The sequence below is a fragment of the Janthinobacterium sp. PSRC1-1 genome, assembly GCF_049897525.1.
Taxonomy (GTDB): Bacteria; Pseudomonadota; Gammaproteobacteria; order Burkholderiales; family Burkholderiaceae_D; genus Janthinobacterium; species Janthinobacterium tructae.
Genome location: NZ_JAFCWK010000001.1, coordinates 58,974 through 79,883 on the forward strand (window position 1 = coordinate 58,974; position 20,910 = coordinate 79,883).

Genomic DNA, 20,910 nt, shown 5'->3' on the forward strand with positions numbered 1-20,910 from the left:
CTGGCGTTCGGTGCGCACCCGCAGGCGGCGCCTCGGGTACACTGGCTCATCGTTCACTATCAGGAGTTCGCCATGTCCGTGTCCATGTATCAGGCAACCGTTCCCGTCTTCATCCGCGGCTTGCGGGTCGTCTCGGCCCTGCTGGAAAAAGCGCAAGCGCATGTCGAGGAAGATGGCATCGTGCCCGAGATTTTATTGGGCGCGCAGCTGGCGCCCGACATGCTGGACTTGACGGCGCAGGTGCAGCGCGTCAGCGACACGTCGAAGATGTCGGTCGAGCGCCTGAGCGGCGTGCCGGCGCCGAAGTTCGAGGATAACGAAGTGTCGTTCGAGCAGTTACAGGAACGCATCGCCAGCACCATCGCCTACATCGACAGCGTCAACGCGGGCCAGATGGCCGGCAGCGCGCAGAAGGAAGTGGTGCTGAACTGGACTGACGAGGGCAAGAAATTCTCGGGCGACAATTACCTGCTCAGCTTTGCCTTGCCAAACTTCTATTTTCACGTCTCCATGGTCCACGCCATCCTTAGAAACAATGGCGTGGCCGTGGGCAAGCTCGACTATCTGGGACCGTACGACTGAGATTGATTATCGCTGCGGCTGTTGTACCTGGTTCTGCACCGCATTGCCCAGCATGCCGCCGCCGATGACGCCGGCCACCGTCGCCAGCGCCTTGCCGCGGCCGCCACCGACCTGATTGCCGATCAAGCCGCCGATGACGGCGCCCGTGCCGATGCCCACGTAATTGGGCTGGGCCGGTGCCGGTGCAGGCACTGGCTGCGGCTGGCGTACAGGTTCGCGGTAGGCGGTGTCGCGGTAGCCATCGTTGTTATCGTTGTAGGCGGGGCGCGCTTGCGCCACTGGCGTGTGATGCACGACGCGCTTGTGCACGACGGGCGCCGGGGCTGGTGCCGGGGCAGCCTGCGCGACGACAGGCACTGCGACCGGTGCCGCCAGGGCTGCGGCGTTCGCCGGCGTCATGGTGGCCACATCCGCTGGCACGGCCGGCACATTCGCCCGCGAATTGGGCAGGATGCCGGCGATGGACGCCGCGCCCACCAGGCACAGGACGGTCACGGAAATGGCGGCGCCGGCCATCAAGGGGTGGATACGGCTGGCGGTGGTCGTCGTGTTCATGTGTTCTCCTGGGGTGGTAGTGCGGGTGTTATTGATGTGTCCAGATTAGCGGCCGCGCCTGTCCAAGGCTAGCCCTTGCGCTGTATCAAACGTAAGCAGGTGTAAGCCCTGCTGTCCAAAGCGCAGTAGAATCGGTGCTTCCCCCTTTCCGAAAGTCCGCCATGAGCCAGCTATTCACGCCGTATGCACTGGGGCCGCTGCACGTGGCCAATCGCATCGCCATCGCGCCCATGTGCCAGTACTCGGCCGACAACGGCAACGCCACCGACTGGCACATGATCCACCTGGGCCACCTGGCCCTGTCCGGCGCGGGCTTGCTGATGACGGAGGCGACGGCCGTCTCGCCCGAGGGACGCATCTCGGCCGAAGACCTGGGCCTGTGGTCGGACGCGAATCAAACTGCGCTGGCCAAGGTGGTGCAGGCGATCCGCCGCCACGCGCCGATTCCATTGGTGGTGCAGCTGGGCCACGCGGGACGCAAGGCATCGAGCCGCGCGCCATGGGAAGGCGGCGCCTGCGTGCACCTGGCCGAGGGCGGCTGGCAAACGGTGGCGCCATCGGCCATCGCCCACGCGCCCGGCGAAACGGTGCCGATCGCCCTCGACGAGATGGGCTTGCTGCAAATCAAGGGCGCCTTTGTCGCGGCCGCCCAGCGCGTGCATGCGCTCGGTATCGAGGGCATCGAACTGCACGCGGCGCACGGCTATCTGCTGCACCAGTTCCTCTCGCCCCTGTCGAATCAGCGCACCGATGCGTATGGCGGCAGCCTGGACAATCGCATGCGCTTTCCGCTGGAAGTGCTTGAAGCCGTGCGCGCCGCCGTGCCGGCCACGGTGGCCGTGGGCGTGCGCATCTCTGCCACCGACTGGGTCGAAGGCGGCTGGGAAATCGAGCAAAGCGTGCGCTTCGCGCAGGAACTCAAGCAGCTGGGCGCCGATTTCATCCACGTCTCCAGTGGCGGCATTTCGCCACAGCAGCAGATTCCCGTGGGACCGGGCTACCAGGTGGCGTTTGCCGAACGCATCAAGCGCGACAGTGGCTTGCCCACCATCAGCGTGGGCTTGATCACGGAGGCGCAGCAGGCGCAAGACATCATCGCCAACGGCCAGTCCGACATGGTGGCGCTGGCGCGCGCCATCCTGTTCGACCCGCGCTGGCCCTGGCATGCGGCGGCCCAGCTGGGTGCGCAGGTGTCGGCGCCACCGCAGTACTGGCGCTCGCAGCCGCGCGAGTACAAGAACCTGTTCGGCGACACGACCCTGGGCCAGCGTTGATAATCCCGCTCGGGAGCGTCTTTTGCTGGCAGCCGGCGGGGCTGGCGGGCTAAGGCGTATGCGTAAAGGCGGGGCCCGTGGCGCTCACCCCCACTGCGGAGCGGCCATCGATCAGCATGCCAACCGAGCGGCCAAAGAAGAAGCTCGCCCCCATGTTCAAGGTCTGGTAAGGCGCTCCAACGGCGCCAGCCAAACCCTCAAACGCATGGGCAGTCGGGTTTGCGCTGAACGCAGCCGATGCGTCAACGGTGAGGATGGAGACGGTCGACACTGTGCCGGCGCGGCCAGTGTTCGAGGCCGTGAGCGACAGGGCGCCGCCGGGACAGAAGAAGGCGGAGATTGCACCACCGCAGGAGATGAAGTTGCCGCCAGCGGGGAAGTAGTTGATGGTCGAGCCGCTGTCGATGAAGCTGTTGCTCAAGGTGCGGCCATTGAAGTCCGACGAAAAGTAGCCGAGATTGGTGGCGGCCAGTACCGAGCTGCCCGCTGGCAGGGCATTATTCGAGCGGGTTCCCAGACCAAAGATCAGCATGCCCTCGGCACGGTCGGCAACGTGGTTCGACAAGGTGGGCAAGATGATGATGTTGCCGTTGTTATCGGCGCCAAAGCCGGTGAGGGGATTGCCAACCTGGTCAGCCAGCGGCACTGGAATTTGGTGGCAGGGTGCCGAGGAGCACGCGTAGTAGACCGGAGCGGCGAAGACAGTGCACGCGGAGCCGCAGTCTTGCGCGAACAAGCCCACGCCAATGATGCCCTTGGCGCCTATGTCCGCAGCCGTTTTCAGCATGCTGCCCTGGGTTTGGCAAGTTGCAGGGATGCTGGCAAATGTGGCGCCCGGATCGGCGATGATCTGGATGGCCATGTTGGTGGCCAGTTTGCCGCCTTGATTGGTGCCGCCCATGCGGATGTCGGCCCTGCGAACGCTGCCCCAGGTGGTGCCGGAGATGAAAGAAAGACACTGGCCCAAAGGTTCACCGCCTGAGGTGGCGCTGGCCAAGCTCCCCAGCAGTGGAGAGGGCATGTCGGCAGCGAACACGCGCAGGCCGACCGAGCCGGTGTCAACCAGGACATGGTCGATGACGGCGCAGTTGTTGGCATTGCCCGGAGCGCAAATTTTGACATCGACAAAGATCGTGTTCGGCGTGCTGCCGTTACCGTTCGCGGGGCCGGCATCGACATAGACAGGCGCGACATTGTCGTCGCCGATGACGGCGGCGACCGGATTCAACGGCGATCCGCCGGGCTTGTTCTCAGGAGGTTTGATGATGATCGGTGGATCGCTGGGGGTGACGGGGGGATTGGTGACCACAGGCGGAGTCACCACTACCGGTGGGGCAACGACAGGAGGCGCCACCACTGGCGGTATCACGGGCTGATTCCCGGGCTGGTTTCCGCTCGCAGGGGGTGGAACTGATGAGCCGGAGCCGCCGCCGCAAGCGCACAAGGCAATGGCGGCGGAGAGGGCAATGGCGGCGGACATCATTGTCGCGCGGCAACGATGCGCGAAGGAGGTCGTTTTCATGGAATCCTTGATGGTGTTGAGTTGGAATAGCCGGGGAAGGCGGGCGCTTAGCGCAGCTTCGCCAGGTCAAAGCCTGCGGGCAGCCGCGAACTCAGGTAGGAGTAGCCCGAATAGGCGCGCAGGTGTCCGCTTGAAACGATGGTCCAGTCGCCAGCGGTGGCGTTGAGCAGGCGCGGCGAGCGACTCCGCGACGCGCGTTGGGCGACCTGGGCGCGATCGAGGGCGGGTTTGTAGGCGCCCAGCAAGGCTGTCAGGTCGGGCATGGTTGGGGCAGCCCATGACACGGCGAATACGAAACCGTCGGCATTGGCATACTCCGTGGCGACACCGCCATCGGGCAGGGCAATCCGGTGGCTTGAATACAGCAGGCTCGTCGAGGCCGATGCATCCAGGACGGTTGAAAAGGAGCGTGCGTGCATGGCCCTGGCATCAGTGACGGGGCCCAGGGTTGGCGAGATCATGTCGCCCAGGCCGGCCAGGGCGACAGGGGAGAAAATGCACAACAGGAATGCCAGGACAGTGGGGCGCATGGCACTGCGCGCGGGCACCGTCGCCAGGTGGCTGGTGAGCCGTGCTGGCCCGCTACGTGGAGAGTTGAACATACCGACACCTTTTCATTTGCTAATCATAAATAATCGCCCCCTCTTTTCCACTTGCGTCCTTGCGAGTATTCAGAAAAGGCGTCGTTATCGGAAACTGCTTCGGAGAGACATGCTGGTAAGAACAGTTCTGCTGCGAGGCCATTGCATGACTCGCGCACAGGATCGTCTTGCCATCGAATGCCGCTCCAGCATCGCGTTCCACCGCTGTGATGGGCAAGGTTGGATGGAATTCTTGCTTCATGGCAAGACGAAAAATACAATAGCCGTTGAGAAAAAGATTGAATCTGTCCGACAAATGCAGATCGATATGAAAAAAAGATCCCGCGTGGTTCCCGCCGGGCAATAACATCCATCTTCTGCTAAACTCCGGTTTCTTCCATCATTCTTTCCGGACGCTTCGACATGCGCCATTGATACTGCCGTGCTGTGCACGGCCTCGCCCTTCCCGCCAGCGCAGCATTGCGCCGCGCGGGTTCGCCAGCCTTGCTCAAGGAGTATCCATGCCCGCCTTACTACAACTCGACCGTCTTTCCTTCGTGCTGCCCGATGGCCGCACCCTGTTTTCCGATTTGCAATTTGCCTTTGCCCCGCAACGTATCGGCCTCGTCGGCGATAACGGCGTGGGCAAGAGCGTGCTGGCGCGCCTGCTGGCGGGCCAGGAGCTGCCGTCTTCTGGCGCCGTGCGCTGCGACGGCAGCGTGCATTACGTGGCGCAGGAGCTCGATCCGCAGCGCTATCCCAGCGTGGCGGCGCTCGCCGGCATGCAGGAGGTGCTGGCCGCGCTGGCGCGCATCGGCGCCGGCAGCATCGACGAGGCCGACTACGCCCTGGTGGGCGAGCGCTGGGATGCCCACGCCCGCTTGCGCCAGGCGCTCGATGCGCTCGATTTGCGCCACGTCGATGCCGACACGCCGACGAGTCGCCTCAGCGGTGGCGAACGCCAGCGCATCGCCCTGCAGGGCGCCTGGCTGTCGCAGGCGGACTGGCTGGTGCTCGATGAGCCGAGCAACCATCTCGATGCACGACAGCGCGCCCGCCTGGTGGCGCAGTTGGCGCGCTGGACTGGCGGCCTGCTGCTGGTCAGCCATGACCGCGGCTTGCTGCAGCATGTCGATGCCATCGTCGAGCTGTCGCCGCAGGGCTTGCGCAGCTACGGCGGCAATTACGCGATGTATGCGCAGCAGCGGGAACTGGAGCAGGCCGGCTACGTTGCCGCCCTGCAGGCGGAAAAGGCCGGCGCCCGGCGCGAACAGCGCGAGGCGCAGCAGCAGGCAGAACGGCAACATAAACGGGTGACGCGCGGTGAGCGCGAGGGCCGCGAAGGCAATCAAAGCAAGCTGCTGCTCGACGCGAAAAAGGAGAAAAGCCAGGATAGCCAGGGCAAGCTGCGCCTGCGCGCGCAAGAGGCGCAGCAGGCGCGCCAGCAAAGGGTGATGGACGCCAGCGCCCGCTGCGCGCCCGAGGTCGAACGGCTGCTGCTGGCGCCCGAGAGCCTGGTGCCGAATGGCAAATTGCTGCTGGAATTGCGCGACATGGTCTTGCCGCATGGCCAGGCGCACGCGATCAACTTGCTGCTCAGCGGGCCGCGCCGCCTGGCCGTGACGGGCGACAATGGCAGCGGCAAGTCGACCCTGTTGCGCGTGATCGCCGGCCAGCTGACACCGGCCAGCGGAGGTCTGCGCTGCCACGCGCAGGTGGCCTGGCTGGACCAGCATGCGGGCCTGCGGGAAGGCGAGCGGAGCGCCGTGCAGCGCTTGCAAGCACGCAACAGCATTGTGCCGGAAGGCGAGCTGCGCACGCGGCTGGCGCTGCTGGGCATTGCCGGTGCGCGCGCCACCATGCCCAGCCGTTTGCTCAGCGGCGGCGAGCGCATGAAGGTGGCGCTGGCGGCCGAACTGTATGCGCAGGCGCCGCCGCAACTGCTGCTCCTCGACGAACCCGACAATCATCTGGACCTGGCCAGCCTGCAGGCGCTCGAGCAGATGCTGCTGCAATATCAGGGGGCGTTACTTGTGGTTTCGCACGACCAGGCATTTTTGCAGGCGATAAACCTTGACCCGGAGGGCTTGACATTGCACAAGTGACAATTTAATGAAAAAAGTCACGCTCGATGCCTGTAGAGCATGCTTCATGAACCGATGCTGAATTTTGTTTGATTGTCGGTATAATCCACTGAATAACCGGGCCTATTTGTGAACTAAAACTGCTCGTTCACCAATATGATGACGTTTAATCTGGCACTGTTGTCGGTCACTACCGCGCTGCCAGGGCGTCCTCCTCCGTGCCCTGCCGTGCATGAATTTTGGTTTCGCTTATATTGTTTTCTTGGAGAAATAGCATGTCGTTTTACGAAAAACTCAAAGCCCTCAACATTGAACTGCCAGTCGTTGCCGCACCAGCTGCCGCCTACGTGATGCATGCCCGCACGGGCAATACGGTCTTCCTGTCCGGCCACCTGGCCAAGAAGGATGGCAAGGTCTGGGTCGGTCAACTGGGCAAGGACGTCAGCACGGAAGAAGGCAAGATCGCTGCGCGCGGCATCGCCATCGAACTGATCGCTACCCTGCAAGACGCGTGTGGCGGCGACTTGAACAAGGTCAAACGCATCGTCAAGGTCATGAGCCTGGTCAATTCCACCTCCACATTCACGGAACAGCACCTGGTGACCAATGGCGCCTCGGAACTGTTCGTCGAAGTCTTCGGCGACAGCGGCAAGCATGCCCGCTCCGCCTTTGGCGTGGCGCAAATCCCGCTGGGTGCTTGCGTCGAGATCGAACTGATCGCCGAACTGGCCTGATCATCTGAGCATGCCGGCGCTTGTCGCCGGCGCACCGTTTCCTCCTTTCCAGCAAGAGCGGAACCGCCATTGGAGGCAGGGATCGGTGTATTCAAGAAAAAAACGGAGACACGTAATGAAAACGAATGAACAAGGCTTGCACCGCGGCCTGGGCGAGCGGCAAATCCGCCTGATGGCGCTGGGCGCCGCGATTGGCGTGGGCCTGTTTCTGGGTTCCGGCAACGCGATCAAGATGGCCGGTCCCGGCATCATGCTGTCGTATATCATCGGTGGCGCGGTCATCTTCATGATCATGCGCGCGCTGGGCGAAATGGCCGTGCACAATCCCGTGGCCGGTTCTTTCAGCCGCTATGCCCAGGATTACCTGGGCCCCCTGCAAGGCTATCTGACGGGCTGGAACTACTGGTTCCTGTGGCTCGTCACGTGCGTGGCGGAAATTACCGCCGTCGCCATCTACATGGGCATCTGGTTCCCCGACGTGCCGCGCTGGATCTGGGCCCTGGCGGCCTTGGGCTCCATGGGCGCGATCAACCTGCTGGCCGTGAAAGCCTACGGCGAGTTCGAGTTCTGGTTCGCCCTGATCAAGGTCGTCACCATCATCCTGATGATCATCGGCGGCACGGGCATGATCGTCTTCGGTCTGGGCAACGATGGCGTGGCCATCGGCATCTCGAACCTGTGGACGCATGGCGGTTTCTTCCCGAATGGCGCGCAAGGCGTGCTGATGTCGCTGCAGATGGTGATGTTTGCTTACCTGGGCGTGGAAATGATCGGCCTGACGGCTGGCGAAGCGGCGAACCCGAAGAAATCGATTCCGGACGCTATCAATTCGGTGTTCTGGCGCATCCTGATTTTCTATGTCGGCGCGCTGTTCGTCATCCTGTCGATCTACCCATGGAATGAAATCGGCACCACCGGCAGCCCCTTCGTGATGACGTTCGAACGCCTGGGCATCAAGACGGCCGCCGGCATCATCAACTTCGTCGTGCTGACGGCGGCCTTGTCGTCGTGCAATGGCGGCATCTTCAGCACCGGCCGCATGCTGTACAACCTGGCGCTGCAAGGCCAGGCGCCGAAGGCGTTTGCGGAAACCACGGCCAGCGGCGTGCCGCGCCGCGCCATCCTGGTGTCCGTCTTCGCGCTGTTGCTGGGCGTGCTGCTGAACTACCTGGTGCCGGAAAAAGTGTTTATCTGGGTCACCTCGATTTCCACCTTCGGCGCCGTCTGGACCTGGGGCGTGATCCTGGTCACGCAGATCCAGTTCCGCAAGACCCTGACGCCGCTGGAAATCAAGAACCTGGCCTTCCGCATGCCGTTCGCGCCCTACGGTTCCTGGATTTCGCTGGCCTTCCTGGCGCTGGTGATCGGCCTGATGGCGTATTTCCCCGATACGCGCATCGCCCTGATGGTCGGACCAGCCTGGCTGATCCTGCTGACGGTGCTGTACTACGTGCTGGGTCTGGCGCCGAAAGAGCGCCGCGACGACGTGCCGCAAGGCTACGAAGCGGGCTGGCCGCAGGCAGATGCGCCAAGCGTCAAGAAGTAAACCAGCGTCGTTGAGCTGAGTCAAAAGCGCGCCCCTGCTCCTGCAGCGGCGCGCTTTTTCTTTCATATAAACAATTTCTTCTTCTCCAGCACTCCTGCGGCTTTGCCGGCGCACGCCTGGCGTTGTTTCCTTGCATCAAAGTTCTGTTTAGCTGAGCCGATGAAAGCCCTATAATCGCTTAGTTTTGAAAATGGACGCGATCTTTCCGGTTTTTTGCCAGGTAGGGCCGGAGCGCTATTTGTTTTTACCCGTCATACGAATATGTGTGCCTCATAAAGGAATGCTAGTGAGCCAAACCCTGGTCCAGAAACTTTGCCGCACCAAGCCGATCGATACCACGGTCGAATATGGTGAAGGCCTCAGCAGCAGCGGCTTGAGCCGGTCCATCGGCCTGTTTTCCCTCACCATGATCGGCGTCGGCGCCACCATCGGCACGGGCATTTTCTTTACCATGGTCGAAGCCGTGCCCAAGGCGGGCCCGTCGGTCGTCCTGTCTTTCCTGATCGCCGCCATCACGGCTGGCTTGACGGCCTTGTGCTACGCGGAGCTGTCGTTCCGCATTCCCGCCTCCGGCTCCTCGTATTCGTTTGCCTACGCCACCGTGGGTGAGTTTCTTGCGTTCATCATGGCCGCCTGCCTGCTGCTCGAATACGGCTTGGCGGGCAGTGCCGTGGCCATCGGCTGGTCGTCCTACCTGAACAACTTCCTGGAAAATGCCTTCGGCTGGCACATTCCCGAGATGCTGCGCACGCCGATGATCGTTTCCGGCCCGCATGGCATGGAGTTTCATGCCGGCCACATCAACCTGCCGCCGATCTTTTTGATCTGCATGTGTGGCTTCTTGTTGCTGCGCGGCGCCAAGGAATCGGCCCTGATGAACGCCATCATGGTCATCATCAAGCTGGCGATCCTGGTGTTTTTTGTCGTCATCGCGTTTTCCGGATTCAATGCCGACAACTTCTTCCCCTTCTTTAATACTGACAATAGCAAGGGCTTTGCCGGCATGACGGGCGTCACCGCTGCGGCCGGCACCGTCTTCTTCTCCTTCATCGGCCTCGATACGGTGGCCACCGCAGGCGACGAGGTGAAAAATCCCACGCGCAATGTGCCGCGCGGCATCCTTGGCGCCTTGCTCATCGTCACCGTGTTTTACCTGCTGGTGGCCGTGGCCGCCCTCGGTGCGCAACAGGCGAAATTGTTCGAAGGCCAGGAAGCAGGCCTGGCGGTGATCCTGCAAAACGTCACGGGCAAGACCTGGCCCGCGCTGGTGCTGTCGGCCGGCGCCGTCATTTCCGTCTTCAGCGTGACCCTGGTGACGATCTATGGCCAGACGCGCATCCTGTTTGCCGTCAGCCGCGACGGCCTGATCCCGAAGTCGTTCCAGAAGATCCACCCACGCACCCTGGTACCGGTCAGCAATACCATCATCGTCTGTCTGGTGGTGGCCGTGGTGGCCGGCTCCATCGATGCCACTTATCTGTGGGACATGGTCAGCATCGGCACCCTGACCGCCTTCATGGTCGTCTCGGTTGCCGTGCCCGTGCTGCGCCACAAGCAGGGCGCCAACCGCATCGAAGGCTTCAGCGTGCCGTTCGGCCCGTATGTGATTCCCGGTCTGAGCATCCTGGCTTGCCTGTACATCATGCGCGATTTGCCGCATACGACGTTTGTCGTGTTCAGCGTGTGGATGGCGGTCACGGTGGCCATTTACTTCCTGTACAGCATGCGGCATTCGCACCTGGGCAAGAAGGCCCGCTAATGCAGCCTGTTCCATCCAAAACCGCCGCGCTTGCCGGCGGTTTTTTTCATTTCTAACCGGAATTTACATGATGAAAATAACTGATCTGGCCGCCTGCGGCTTGCTGGCTAGCAGCCTTCTGGTGGGCGTGACGCAGGCCGCCCCTGCAAGCGAGCCGGCCTTGCGCGATTACCGCGCCGTGGCCCTGTCGGCCAATGGCCTGCATATCGCCGCCATCGAATCGGGCAAGGTGGAGAAACAGCCGCAGCCGCAGCGCCCGCATGCAGTCATCGTCGTGCGCGACGCCGCCAACGGCGCCATCGTGCAGCAATTCGATCCATGCAGCGTGTGTTCGTACGACAAGCCCAGCTGGTCGCCGGACGGCAGGCAGCTGGCCTTCGTCGGCTACGACGCCAAGGCGGGCACGGCGCAGCTGTACCTGGCCATCCTGTCGCAGGCGCCGGTGCGCGTGTTGACCAGTATCCAGGGCGTGGCCGGTACGGCGCGCTGGTCGCCGGACGGCAAGCAGCTGGCCCTGCTCGCCACGGTGGGCGCGCGCAAGCTGGCCGGCGCCGTGGAGGCGGGCGTGCGCCAGGTGGGCGAAGTGGGCAGCGAAGACGATGCCCAGCGCATCGCCGTCGTGCCTGCCAGCGGCGGTGAACCGCGTTTGCTGTCACCCGCCGACACCTATGTGTATGAATACAGCTGGACGCCCGATGGCCGCGGCTTTGTCGCCACCAGCGCGCAAGGCAATGGCGACAGCAACTGGTGGGTCGCCAAGCTCAGCCATATTGATGCGGCCACGGGCGCCCTGCGCGTGATCGCGTCACCGGCCATGCAGCTGAACCTGCCTTCCGTCTCGCCGGACGGCAAGACGGTGGCCTTCATCGGCGGCCTGATGAGCGATTTCGGCTCCATCGGCGGCGATATTTATACCGTACCGCTGGCGGGCGGCACGCCGCGCAATCTCACGCAAGACTATCGCGGCACCTTCAATGGCGTCGTCTGGCGCGGCGCCGGTTTGCTGGCGACTGCGCTGATCGATTCGCAGCTGGCGCTGGTGCCCGTCGATGCGCAAAGCGGTCCGGCCCAGCCGCTGCTGCTCGGTGAAATCAGCAGCAGCGGCAGCGATGGCCGTCTGTCGTTCAGCGCCGATGGCTTGCAAGCGGCTGCCGCACAGGAAGATTTTACGCACGCCAGCTATCTGGTGGCGGGACCGGTGGGCCAGCTGAAAAAGATCACGCGCGACAATGACGGCTTTGCGCCGCAGCTGACGGTGCGGAACGTGGGCTGGACTAACGAGCAATACAAGGTGCAGGGCTGGCTGCTGGGACCGTTGTCGGTGGAGGCCGGCAAGCGCTACCCGATGATCGTCAACGTGCATGGCGGCCCGGGCGCTGCCGCCTCGCCCCGTTATGTGGCAGCGAGCACCGTGATCGAGGAATTGACGCAAAAAGGCTATTTCGTCTTCCTGCCCAATCCGCGCGGCAGCTTTGGCCAGGGCCAGGCGTTTACGCGCGCCAACATGGCCGACTTTGGCGGCGGCGACTGGCGCGACATCCTGGCCGGTATTGATGCGGTGGAAAAAGTGGCGCCCGTCGACGGCCAGCGCCTGGGCCTGATCGGCCATTCGTATGGCGGCTTCATGACCATGTGGGGCGTCACGCACAGCGACCGCTTCAAGGCGGCCGTGGCGGGCGCGGGCGTGTCGAACTGGATCAGTTATTACGGCCAGAACGGCATCAACCAGTGGATGATCCCGTTCTTCGGCGCCTCCGCGTATGACAAACCCGAGGTTTACCGCCGGGCTTCGCCCATCGAATCGATCAAGGCGGCCAAGACGCCGACCCTGATCTATGTGGGCGAGCGCGACGTGGAAACGCCGGCCGCCCAGTCGCTGGAATTCTGGCACGGCTTGCGCGCCATGGGCGTGCCGTCCAGCCTGTTCATCTACGACGGCGAAGGCCATTCCTTCCGCAAACCCGAGCACCAGCGCGACTTGCAGCAGCGAACCATCGGCTGGTTTGAGCGCTATCTGAAATAGATCCCGGGGATTTAGCGCGGTGTCACAATGTGCACGATCGCCGCGCTATGTATCACGATCTTGTCGGCATCTGCCTGCAACAATCGGATGCGTCGCTTGACCAGCGGCCACCCCGACCAGGCCACGTCGCTGACGGGCGGGGCTGCAGGGGCGGCCAGAGGCGCGCTGATGGTGGCCTTGTCGTCCAGTTGCTCCAGCGCGCGCGACAGGGTCAAACACACTTGCGTATGGCTGTGGCCAAGCAGGGCGTTGACGGGCGCGACGGGCAGCTGGCTGGCATGCCGGCCCAGGATCGAGCGCAGCGCCGCCACATGGGCGACCAATAGATAATTTTGCACGATGAACAGGTTGATGTCTTCCACGGCCCGCTGCTTGCTGGCCGGTTCGTCGAGCATGCGCACGAGTGCCGAGCTGAGGGCGGCCAGGCTGTCCATCAATCGCTTGCGCTCGATGCGGTAGGCGAAATCATCGAAGCATTTCCCCTGCAGCAGCGCGAAGCTGGCCTGCATATAGCTGAGGTTCACGTTGAGCACCTGACGCACGAGGCGCGGCAGGCTCTGGTATTCCCAGTTGGCCAGCACAAAGCTGAATACGCTGGCCACCGCCGCGCCGATCAGCGTGTCGATCAGGCGTTCGCTGACGAGGTTCGGATTGCTGGGCGCCACCAGGTGCATTTGCAGCAAGATCATCAGGCTGACGGCAATGGCCGTGTAGCGGTAGCGCAAATAGATGAAGGTGGGCGTGGCCACGATGGAGAGAAATAAAATGGCCATCAGCACGATATTGCTGTGCACAAAGCGGATCACGATGGCCGTGACCACGCAGCCGATGAGGGTGCCGATGATGCGGTCGGCGCGGCGCTGGCGCGTCATGCTGAAGGTGGGGCGCAGGATGATGACGATGGTGAGCACGATCCAGTAGCTGTGGGCCGCGTACGGCAGCCAGTGGCCGATCAGCAATCCCACCGAGATGGCCATCGACACGCGCAGGGCGAAGCGGAACACGGGCGAGTCCAGGCGCAGATTCGACAGCAGGGTTTTCAGTTCGTACTTTTGCTGCGACAAGAACGGCGCCATGTCGGCGCCGCTCCAGAACGGCACGTCGGCATAGACTTGTTGCGTCGCCAGGTGCAGTTCCGCGATCATCCTTAAGATCGCGCGGATCTTGTTGCGCTGCGCGCGCAGGGTCGCCAGCGCTTCCTGCGCAGCGTCCCCTTGTGCATGCAGGCGGGCAATTTCCGCTTCGATATCGGCCCATTCCTTGTCATAGCTGATCTGCGCATACGAGGCGCGCTTGCGCGTGACGGCATATGCCACGGCTTCGATATCGCGCGCCGCCTTGTAAGCGAGGTCGTGCAAGGATTTGAGGACGTCGGAGTCGGCCAGGTGCTGGCGCAGCAGCGCGTAATCGGTGTGCGTGGAAAGAATCAGCTCGTATAAATCGAGCATGCACACGTGCACCTGCACCACGATGGCGTCCTTGCTGTTCTTGTGGCTGCGCAGAATCAGGTCGCGCGACGCCTGCTGGCGGTCGGCCAAAATGCTTTGGTGGCGCACCAGCTTGTTGAACTGTTCCGTCAGGTTAAAACGCGTGTCGTAGAAATCGGCCTTGATGTCGATGTAGGCGGCCAGCTCGAACAGGGCTTCGGCCAGCACTTGCTGCTTGATGCGGTGGCGCAAGACCCAGGCGATGGCCATGGCATAGGCCAGATAAATCAAGCCGCCGAGCATGAACAGGCCCGCGTGGTGAAACGATTGCTGCCACGTCATCTGATGCTCCATCGACATGGTCATGATGAACAGGGCGGCCAGTTGCAAGGGCATGGATTTCTTGCCATACACCACCATCATGCTGGCGAGAAAACTCACGAGGACGAGCACCGTCATCAACAGCCACTGCACCGGGCCGCACAGGCTGATCAGCAAGGTGACGGCGCTGCACAGCAGCACCGAGGCCAGCATTTCGTTGAACTTGTGGCGCAGCGGGCTGGGCATGTCCATCAGGGTCGTGCACAGGGCGCCGATGCATACCGTCATGGCGGTGGCGCTGTCGCTGATTTCCTGGACCAGCAAGGCCAGGCCCACCAGGCCGACGGCCACGCGCAAGCCCAGGTAGAAATAATGGCTGTAAATAAAGGTGCGCAGGTTCAGTGCGTAGTGCATGGGATTACCTTGTGGGCAGGGCACAGAAAGAGGCGCCGCACCGGGATCTCCGATGCGGCGCCAGGATGTTGCAGTTGCTGCAGCCCGGATTTACATCAGGGCAATCACGGGATATCTACGCCATTCCGGCTCGGCAAAGCGCTGGCAGTGTGCAAAGATGAAGTCGAGCACGGCTTCCTGATTGCTCAGCAAGGCAGGATTGGCCGCTTTCCAGTCGGCGAATTTGGCCGCCAGCGCCGGCTCGTCGCGCAGCAACTCGGAGGCCATATCTTCGAACACGTAATCGGAAAACGCTTCTTTCTTTTCCAGCACGCTGTTGAAGAAGCCCCAGCGGAAGAAGCTGTCGTGCGCCTGCGGTTCCAGGGTTTCCACGGCGTAGCGCGCGTTGTCCTGCTCCAGGGACACTACATAGTCGCCCGCCTGCACGGTGAATTCGCCCGTGCGCGCTTCCAGTTCCACCGTGTCGTGGAACATGTGGCCTTCGTAGGCGGTGGCGCGCGTGCCAACGGATGCGATATGGTAGTAGCGCGCCGTTACTGTTTTTTCGGCGGTGATGCGGTGCATTTCAACGCCGTTCCAGCGCAGCCGTTCGATCACTTCGCGCCATGCTTGCGGCACGACGTAGGCTTTCGGCGCGGCCACGGTGACGTCCGCGTCGAAGCGGTTGTAGTACGCGATATCGCGTTCCCACGGCTGCGAACGGTCGTAGGACAGGCGCTGGTAGTCGCCCAGGAGACTAGGCGTGTATTGCGCCGCGTAGCCCTTGAAGGGGAAGGTCGACGCTTGCTCTTCGTTCATGGCCCAGTGGATCGGCCATGCAGCTTGCGTGCGTCCGGCCGCCTTGGCTTGCGCGCGCAATTGGCGGATTGTCTCGCCATGTTCGATGGTAAACGCCATCGTGATGTCGAGCAGGGCACGCATGGAAGCATAGCGGTCGGCAAACGGTTTCAACATGTGCGTTTCCGGCATGAAACCGATGACGTGATGCAGGGCCGCAAAACCGGTCGAGAAACGCGGCACTTCGAGGAATTCGGCGATGCCGTGGTCAGGGCTATCCTTGACGGGATTCACATACGGGCAGGTGGGCCAGCCGGCGCTTTCCATGGCCGCAAAGATGTGCGGCAGCATGGTGTCTTGCAGGAAGGGGCCCAGGCCATTGCCCAGCTTATCCGTCTGCGTGTGGATCAAGGTCATCGTGTACGGGTAGTCGGCGCCGTTCGACGTGTGCGTGTCGACCATCACGTCCGGGTCCCAGCTGGCCAGCAGGCGGTTGAACACTTGCGCGTTCAGGCTGTCGCACTTGATGAAGTCGCGGTTCAAGTCCAGGTGGCGGCTGTTGCCGCGGAAACCGAATTGCTCCGGGCCATCCTGGTTCACGCGCGAGGTATTGGCGCGGTTCAGGCTGCCATCGACGTTGTAGATCGGAATGAACAGCAGCACGGTGCTGCCCAGCGCCGCCAGGCGCTCGGGCTGCGTGCAGAGGTCGCGCACGATGGCCATGCAGGCGTCGATGCCTTCCGGTTCGCCCGGATGGATGCCGTTGTTGTTGAAGAACACGGTGCGCCCTGCGCGCTTGATTTGCTCGCGGTCGAACACGCCGTCGGCGCTGACGACGCCAGCGTGGATGGGCACGCCCGAATCGGACAGGCCGATCTGTTCGAAATGCAGCACGTGTGGATAGCGTGCGGCGAGATCCTTGTAGAAGGTGATGCATTCCAGCCAGGTCGTGGTCTGGTTGTGGTTACCGAGTTCGTAGGTCGTGCGCAAGTCTGGTGGCATAGCGGTCTGAGTCTGGGAGGGGGAAGGCGCGCTGGGTAAGTGCGCCCGCTAGGGGCCAATTGTAGCACCGGCGCTCCTGCCTTGATGCGCCGCAGGGGCTGACTGGAGTACTTGTGCTATGCATACGTTTCACGGGCAAGGGGAGGCGGCATGGGCAAGGCGGTGATGGCAGCGCTGGCGGTGCTGGCGTGGTGGGCTTGCCTGGCGGCGCAGGCGGCGCCGCTGCGCTTGCCAGCGGGCAAGGGGCCGGTGGCGCAGGGCGGGTCCGTCACGGCCGCCGCACAGGGCGCGCTGATACGCTACCGGGACTGGCTGCTGGCCGTCGATGGGGCCGTATCGGAGGAGCGGCCCGATGTCTTGCTGATGTCGGCGGACGCGGGCCACGCGGCGCAGCTGCGGATCGGCGCCACGCAGCGCAGCTTGCCACTGTGGTCAGCCGTCGAACTCGTCAAGGGCAGCACGCGCCTGCGCATCACGGCGCTGCCGGGGTCGGAAGACATGCCCGCGCTGCTGCTGGACTTTGGCGAAAGCGACTACCGCATCGTGATTCCCGCCGCCCCCATCGAGCGGCAAGCCTATCCGCTGCTGGCGCAGCGTTTTCCCGGCGCCGACCTGGCCTTGCTGCCGCAGGATGGGCGGCGGGTCATGCTGCCGCTGGGAAGTGGCCGCGGGCCAGTGTTTGGCGCGGAGCAAGCCGTGCCTTACCGTTTTGCCAAAGTAAAACGTTAGACGAAAAAAAGCCACTCCCGCAGGAGTGGCTCAGGCGACAACCGCCCGTTGCCGGGCTTATTCGTTGTTGTTATCCGCGAATTACTCGGCGCCCATTTCTTTCAGCAGGTTGTCGGCGTGGTCGATGTGTTTCATGTTCCACAGCATGTAGCGCAGGTCGACCTGGATCGAACGGGTGTTGGCCTTGTTGTAGTCCCAATCGGAAATGATCGAGTCCAGCGTGCCGTCGAAGGCCAGGCCGATGAATTCGCCTTTGGCGTTCAGGGCAGCCGAACCGGAGTTGCCGCCGGTGATGTCCAGAGTGGCCAGGTAGTCGACCGGCACGGTTTTCAGCTTGGGATCGACGAATTTACCGAAGTCCTTGGCTTTGATCGCGGCCAGTTGTTTCGCTGGTGCATTGAACTCGCCTTCGCCCGTGGCTTTGGCGGCGACGCCATTGACGGTGGTGAACGCGGTCCAGGTGGTGCCGTCGGCGCCATGGTCACGGCCGGCCACTTTGCCGAACGTGACGCGCAAGGTGCTGTTGGCGTCAGGGTAGACGGCTTGCCCCTTGCTCTTCATGAAGGCAATTTTTGCCTTCATGTAGTTGGCGTAGGCTTGCTGGATCTTGCCTGCCAGTTCTTCGTCTTCCGCTTCGTTTTTCAGCGAATCCGGATACATGGCGACGGCCGCCTGGATGAAGCTGTCCTTGCTGGCCTGGAATTCGGCTGGCGTGCGTTTCAGCCATGCTGCGCGTTCTTCCTTGTCGGCCAGCTTGCTGCCGGCATACAGTTTGTCCAGGGCGGCGGACAGCTCGGCTGGCGACATGCCGTCCTTGATGCCGATGGCGGCGTCGAAGCTGGCACGGCGTTGGGCTGCCGGTTGCGCGGCGTACTTGGTCAGGCTGTTCAGTACCAGCGCCTTGTCGACTTTTTCATCGTAGGTGCGTTCGACCGAGGTGATGCCCGCTTCCAGGCGCGGCAAATCGCGCGTCTGGTAGCCGGACTTGCGTTCCGTATCGGCCTTGGTGCCTTCGTTCGACAGGCGGTACAGGCTGCGTGCCGTGTTCAGCAGGCGTGGCTGTGCGTAGCTGAGGAAGAAATCGCGCTTGGTGTCGGCATCGCGCTCGGCGATCAGCTTTTCCACTTGCTCGATATCGCCGGCAAATTCGGCCTTGCGGGCAGCATTCGCGTTGACCCACGCTTTCAGGGCTTCGTGTTCCGTCGTCTTGCGCGCCAGGAAGTCGCTGCCGGCGTACGAGTCCAGCATGCCTTGGCGGTTCTTGTAGTAATTGTTCACGCCAGCGACCTGGCCCGCGTATTTCAGCGCGACATCCTTGTTGTCCTTGGTTTCGCGCGCGATGATGGCCAGGGTTTCGCCCGAGGCTTTCACGAAGGCCGGGTAGTTCCAGTCAAACGTGAACGCCACTTCCGATGGCAGGCGGTGACGGTTGGTGCGGCCAGGGTAGCCCAGTGCCATCACGAAATCGCCTTCTTTCAAGCCATCCTTGGCCAGTTTCAGCACGTGTTTTGGCTGGTACGGCACGTTGTCCTTGCTGAAGTCGGCAGCCTTGCCATCCTTGCTCACATAGGCGCGGTAGAAACCGTAGTCGCCCGTGTGGCGTGGCCACATCCAGTTGTCGGTGTCGCCGCCGAATTTACCCACGCCCGCTGGAGGCGCGTGCACCAGGCGCACGTCACGGATTTCCAGTTGCTTGATCAGGTAGAACTCCAGGCCGCCGTAGTAGCTCGACACGGTGCAGCGGAAGCCCGCTTCTTTTTCGCATTCGGCGACCAGTTTCTTCTGGTTTTTCTCGATCGCATCGATGCGTGCCTTGCCTTGCAGCTTGGCCACGTCGGCGGTGATGATCTTGTCGCTGACATTGGTCACGGCCGAGGTGACGAAGATGCGGCTGCCCGGAGCGGCCGGCAATTCTTCAGCGAAGGTCTTGGCCAGGAAGCCGTTGGCCAGCAAATCGCGTTCCTTGGTCGAATTGACCGCCACGCTGTTGTAGACGCAATGGTGGTTGGTGGCAACCAGGCCTTGCGGCGAGACGAACGAGGCCGAGCAACCGCCCAGGCTGACGATGGCGCCCATCGGGAACTCGGTCAGTTTGGTCAGGGTGGTCGGATCGAGTTTCAGTCCGGCCGCTTTCAGTTCCTTGGCTACTTGTGGCAGCTGCTGGGGCATCCACATGCCTTCGTCGGCGTGTGCAAAATTGCTCAGGATGGCGAGCGCGATTAAAGATTTTTTCATTCGAGTTCTAGTCTTTTTACATGGTGGGAAGTCGGAACCAACGTGTACCCAGTGTTTTTCTCAGCGGGCGACCTAGAGTATCCGTATCGAACTCGCACTAGTCAATCACATTTTCCGGGTGGCATGCTGACGTCGAATTATTCAAATTGCATTATTTGTGCTGGAAGGGGGCAGAAAATCGGCTGCCAGGGCGCATTTTTCCGTACGGCGGCTGTAGTATTGTCCATACGTGTCCTAGCGGCAATAAAAAATGGCCGGGCGCTTGCGCGGCCCGGCCACCTCGTGAGGCACGGCGTGTCGCCGGTCTAGCGGATTTTGCCGCGGCGCAAAAGGTTCACGATGCCCAGCAGGATCACGGCGCCCAGGAACGAGACCAGCAGCGAAGACAGGCTGAAATTGTCGCTATTGATGGTGCCCGTGCCGAATAGCGGCGCCAGCAGCCAGCCGCCGAGAAAGGCGCCCACGATGCCGACGACGATATTGAGGAAGATGCCTTGTTGCGCATCGGTTTTCATGACCATGCTGGCCAGCCAGCCGATGACGCCGCCAATAACGATCCAGATAATGAAATTCATGCAGTCCTCCGCGCGATGGGTGAGTGGTTTTCATGTTAGAAAAACATCATGCCAGGTGATACTGATGCCGCACGATAGAAAAGTCCAGCGGATTTGCGTCGCGCATGCAAAAGCCCGCCTGGCTGCGGGCAGCGAGGCGGGCTTGTCATGCGGCAAGGTCGTGTTTAGTCGGCCTTGATCGCTTCGACCTGGATGGCCAGCTTGACTTCCGGCGAGAACGCCGGCATGCCGTAGTTCAGGCCAAAGTCGCTGCGCTTGAATTCCGCGCTGGCATCGGCGCCGCACACTTCGCGCTTGTAGCGCGGGTGCATGATGCACTTGAATTTGCTTACGTTCAATTTGACGGGCTTGGTCACGCCCAGCAGGGTCAGTTCGCCATCGACTTCCACCAGCTGATCGCCGTTAAACTTGAACGACTTGCTCTTGTAGGTGATTGCCGGGAATTTTTCCACATTGAACATGTCCGCTTTTTTCGCGTGCGTGTTCATGGCGTCGAGGCCGAAATCGATCGAATCGGCATCGATGACCAAGTCCAGGCTGCCCGTCTTGGCGGCACGGTCCAGGGTCACGGTTCCCTTGGTCTTGTTGAACTTGCCGCGCCAGACAGACATGCCCATGTGATCGGCTTCAAAGCTGGGGAAAGTGTGCGTCGGATCGAGGTTGTAGGTATCGGTAGCGGCCATGGCCGAACCCGCGCCGGCGGCTGCCAGCACGGCGATCATCAAGTGCTTGAATTTCATTGAGTTCCTAGAGTTAAACAACGAGAAATA

Annotated in this window: 17 protein-coding genes; 8 read left to right on the forward strand and 9 right to left on the reverse strand. The window is 62.2% G+C overall.

The features are described 5' to 3' along the window. Positions 1-72: 72 nt before the first annotated feature. Positions 73-582, forward strand: a complete 510-nt coding sequence (locus ACP7DW_RS00255; RefSeq protein WP_426053876.1) for a DUF1993 domain-containing protein — start codon at positions 73-75, stop codon at positions 580-582. Positions 583-588: 6 nt separating this feature from the next. On the opposite strand, the gene ACP7DW_RS00260 is transcribed toward ACP7DW_RS00255, so the two are convergent. Beyond that, positions 589-1,137: a glycine zipper 2TM domain-containing protein gene (locus ACP7DW_RS00260; protein ID WP_426053875.1), complete on the reverse strand. Its 549-nt coding sequence runs from the start codon at positions 1,135-1,137 to the stop codon at positions 589-591. 161 nt (positions 1,138-1,298) lie between these two features. Between ACP7DW_RS00260 and ACP7DW_RS00265 the strand changes: the two genes are divergently transcribed. Continuing rightward, positions 1,299-2,411 (forward strand): NADH:flavin oxidoreductase/NADH oxidase, encoded by a 1,113-nt coding sequence (locus ACP7DW_RS00265; RefSeq protein ID WP_426053874.1) that lies wholly within the window; start codon positions 1,299-1,301, stop codon positions 2,409-2,411. 49 nt (positions 2,412-2,460) lie between these two features. On the opposite strand, the gene ACP7DW_RS00270 is transcribed toward ACP7DW_RS00265, so the two are convergent. Genes ACP7DW_RS00270 through ACP7DW_RS00280 form a run of 3 tightly spaced genes read right to left on the reverse strand, consistent with a single transcriptional unit; the run spans position 2,461 to position 4,884 of the window. Further along, positions 2,461-3,933: a DUF3443 family protein gene (locus ACP7DW_RS00270; protein ID WP_426053873.1), complete on the reverse strand. Its 1,473-nt coding sequence runs from the start codon at positions 3,931-3,933 to the stop codon at positions 2,461-2,463. 47 nt (positions 3,934-3,980) lie between these two features. Next, positions 3,981-4,535, reverse strand: a complete 555-nt coding sequence (locus ACP7DW_RS00275) for a DUF2844 domain-containing protein (RefSeq protein WP_426053872.1) — start codon at positions 4,533-4,535, stop codon at positions 3,981-3,983. Positions 4,536-4,554: 19 nt separating this feature from the next. Further along, a complete protein-coding gene (locus ACP7DW_RS00280) occupies positions 4,555-4,884 on the reverse strand; it encodes a hypothetical protein (RefSeq protein ID WP_426053871.1) in 330 nt (109 codons plus the stop codon). A gap of 151 nt (positions 4,885-5,035) precedes the next feature. Here ACP7DW_RS00280 and ACP7DW_RS00285 point away from each other — a divergent pair, with 151 nt between their 5' ends. The 5 genes from ACP7DW_RS00285 (at position 5,036) to ACP7DW_RS00305 (ending at position 12,660) form a co-directional block, all read left to right on the forward strand. After that, positions 5,036-6,619 (forward strand): ABC-F family ATP-binding cassette domain-containing protein, encoded by a 1,584-nt coding sequence (locus ACP7DW_RS00285; protein ID WP_426053870.1) that lies wholly within the window; start codon positions 5,036-5,038, stop codon positions 6,617-6,619. 254 nt (positions 6,620-6,873) lie between these two features. After that, on the forward strand, positions 6,874-7,332 hold the full coding sequence (locus ACP7DW_RS00290) for a RidA family protein (protein WP_282409538.1): 459 nt from the start codon (positions 6,874-6,876) through the stop codon (positions 7,330-7,332). A 115-nt stretch (positions 7,333-7,447) separates the two neighbouring features. Continuing rightward, positions 7,448-8,878 (forward strand): amino acid permease, encoded by a 1,431-nt coding sequence (locus ACP7DW_RS00295; RefSeq protein WP_426053869.1) that lies wholly within the window; start codon positions 7,448-7,450, stop codon positions 8,876-8,878. Positions 8,879-9,164: 286 nt separating this feature from the next. After that, on the forward strand, positions 9,165-10,637 hold the full coding sequence (locus ACP7DW_RS00300) for an amino acid permease (protein ID WP_081344397.1): 1,473 nt from the start codon (positions 9,165-9,167) through the stop codon (positions 10,635-10,637). Between the two features lie 67 nt (positions 10,638-10,704). Next, positions 10,705-12,660: an alpha/beta fold hydrolase gene (locus ACP7DW_RS00305; protein WP_426053868.1), complete on the forward strand. Its 1,956-nt coding sequence runs from the start codon at positions 10,705-10,707 to the stop codon at positions 12,658-12,660. A gap of 11 nt (positions 12,661-12,671) precedes the next feature. On the opposite strand, the gene ACP7DW_RS00310 is transcribed toward ACP7DW_RS00305, so the two are convergent. After that, complete coding sequence (locus tag ACP7DW_RS00310; RefSeq protein WP_426053867.1) at positions 12,672-14,822, reverse strand: FUSC family membrane protein; 2,151 nt, start codon at positions 14,820-14,822, stop codon at positions 12,672-12,674. 90 nt (positions 14,823-14,912) lie between these two features. Beyond that, positions 14,913-16,601 (reverse strand): M14 family zinc carboxypeptidase, encoded by a 1,689-nt coding sequence (locus ACP7DW_RS00315; RefSeq protein WP_426053866.1) that lies wholly within the window; start codon positions 16,599-16,601, stop codon positions 14,913-14,915. A 150-nt stretch (positions 16,602-16,751) separates the two neighbouring features. Here ACP7DW_RS00315 and ACP7DW_RS00320 point away from each other — a divergent pair, with 150 nt between their 5' ends. After that, on the forward strand, positions 16,752-17,330 hold the full coding sequence (locus ACP7DW_RS00320; protein WP_426053865.1) for a hypothetical protein: 579 nt from the start codon (positions 16,752-16,754) through the stop codon (positions 17,328-17,330). A gap of 81 nt (positions 17,331-17,411) precedes the next feature. On the opposite strand, the gene ACP7DW_RS00325 is transcribed toward ACP7DW_RS00320, so the two are convergent. The 3 genes from ACP7DW_RS00325 to ACP7DW_RS00335 form a co-directional block, all read right to left on the reverse strand. Next, the gene (locus ACP7DW_RS00325; RefSeq protein WP_426053864.1) at positions 17,412-19,565 is read right to left on the reverse strand and encodes a S46 family peptidase; all 2,154 of its coding nucleotides are present in this window, start codon (positions 19,563-19,565) and stop codon (positions 17,412-17,414) included. A 305-nt stretch (positions 19,566-19,870) separates the two neighbouring features. Continuing rightward, complete coding sequence (locus ACP7DW_RS00330; RefSeq protein WP_071075198.1) at positions 19,871-20,140, reverse strand: GlsB/YeaQ/YmgE family stress response membrane protein; 270 nt, start codon at positions 20,138-20,140, stop codon at positions 19,871-19,873. A 164-nt stretch (positions 20,141-20,304) separates the two neighbouring features. Further along, positions 20,305-20,880, reverse strand: coding sequence for a YceI family protein (locus tag ACP7DW_RS00335; RefSeq protein WP_426053863.1), 576 nt, complete (start codon positions 20,878-20,880; stop codon positions 20,305-20,307). Positions 20,881-20,910: the final 30 nt, after the last annotated feature.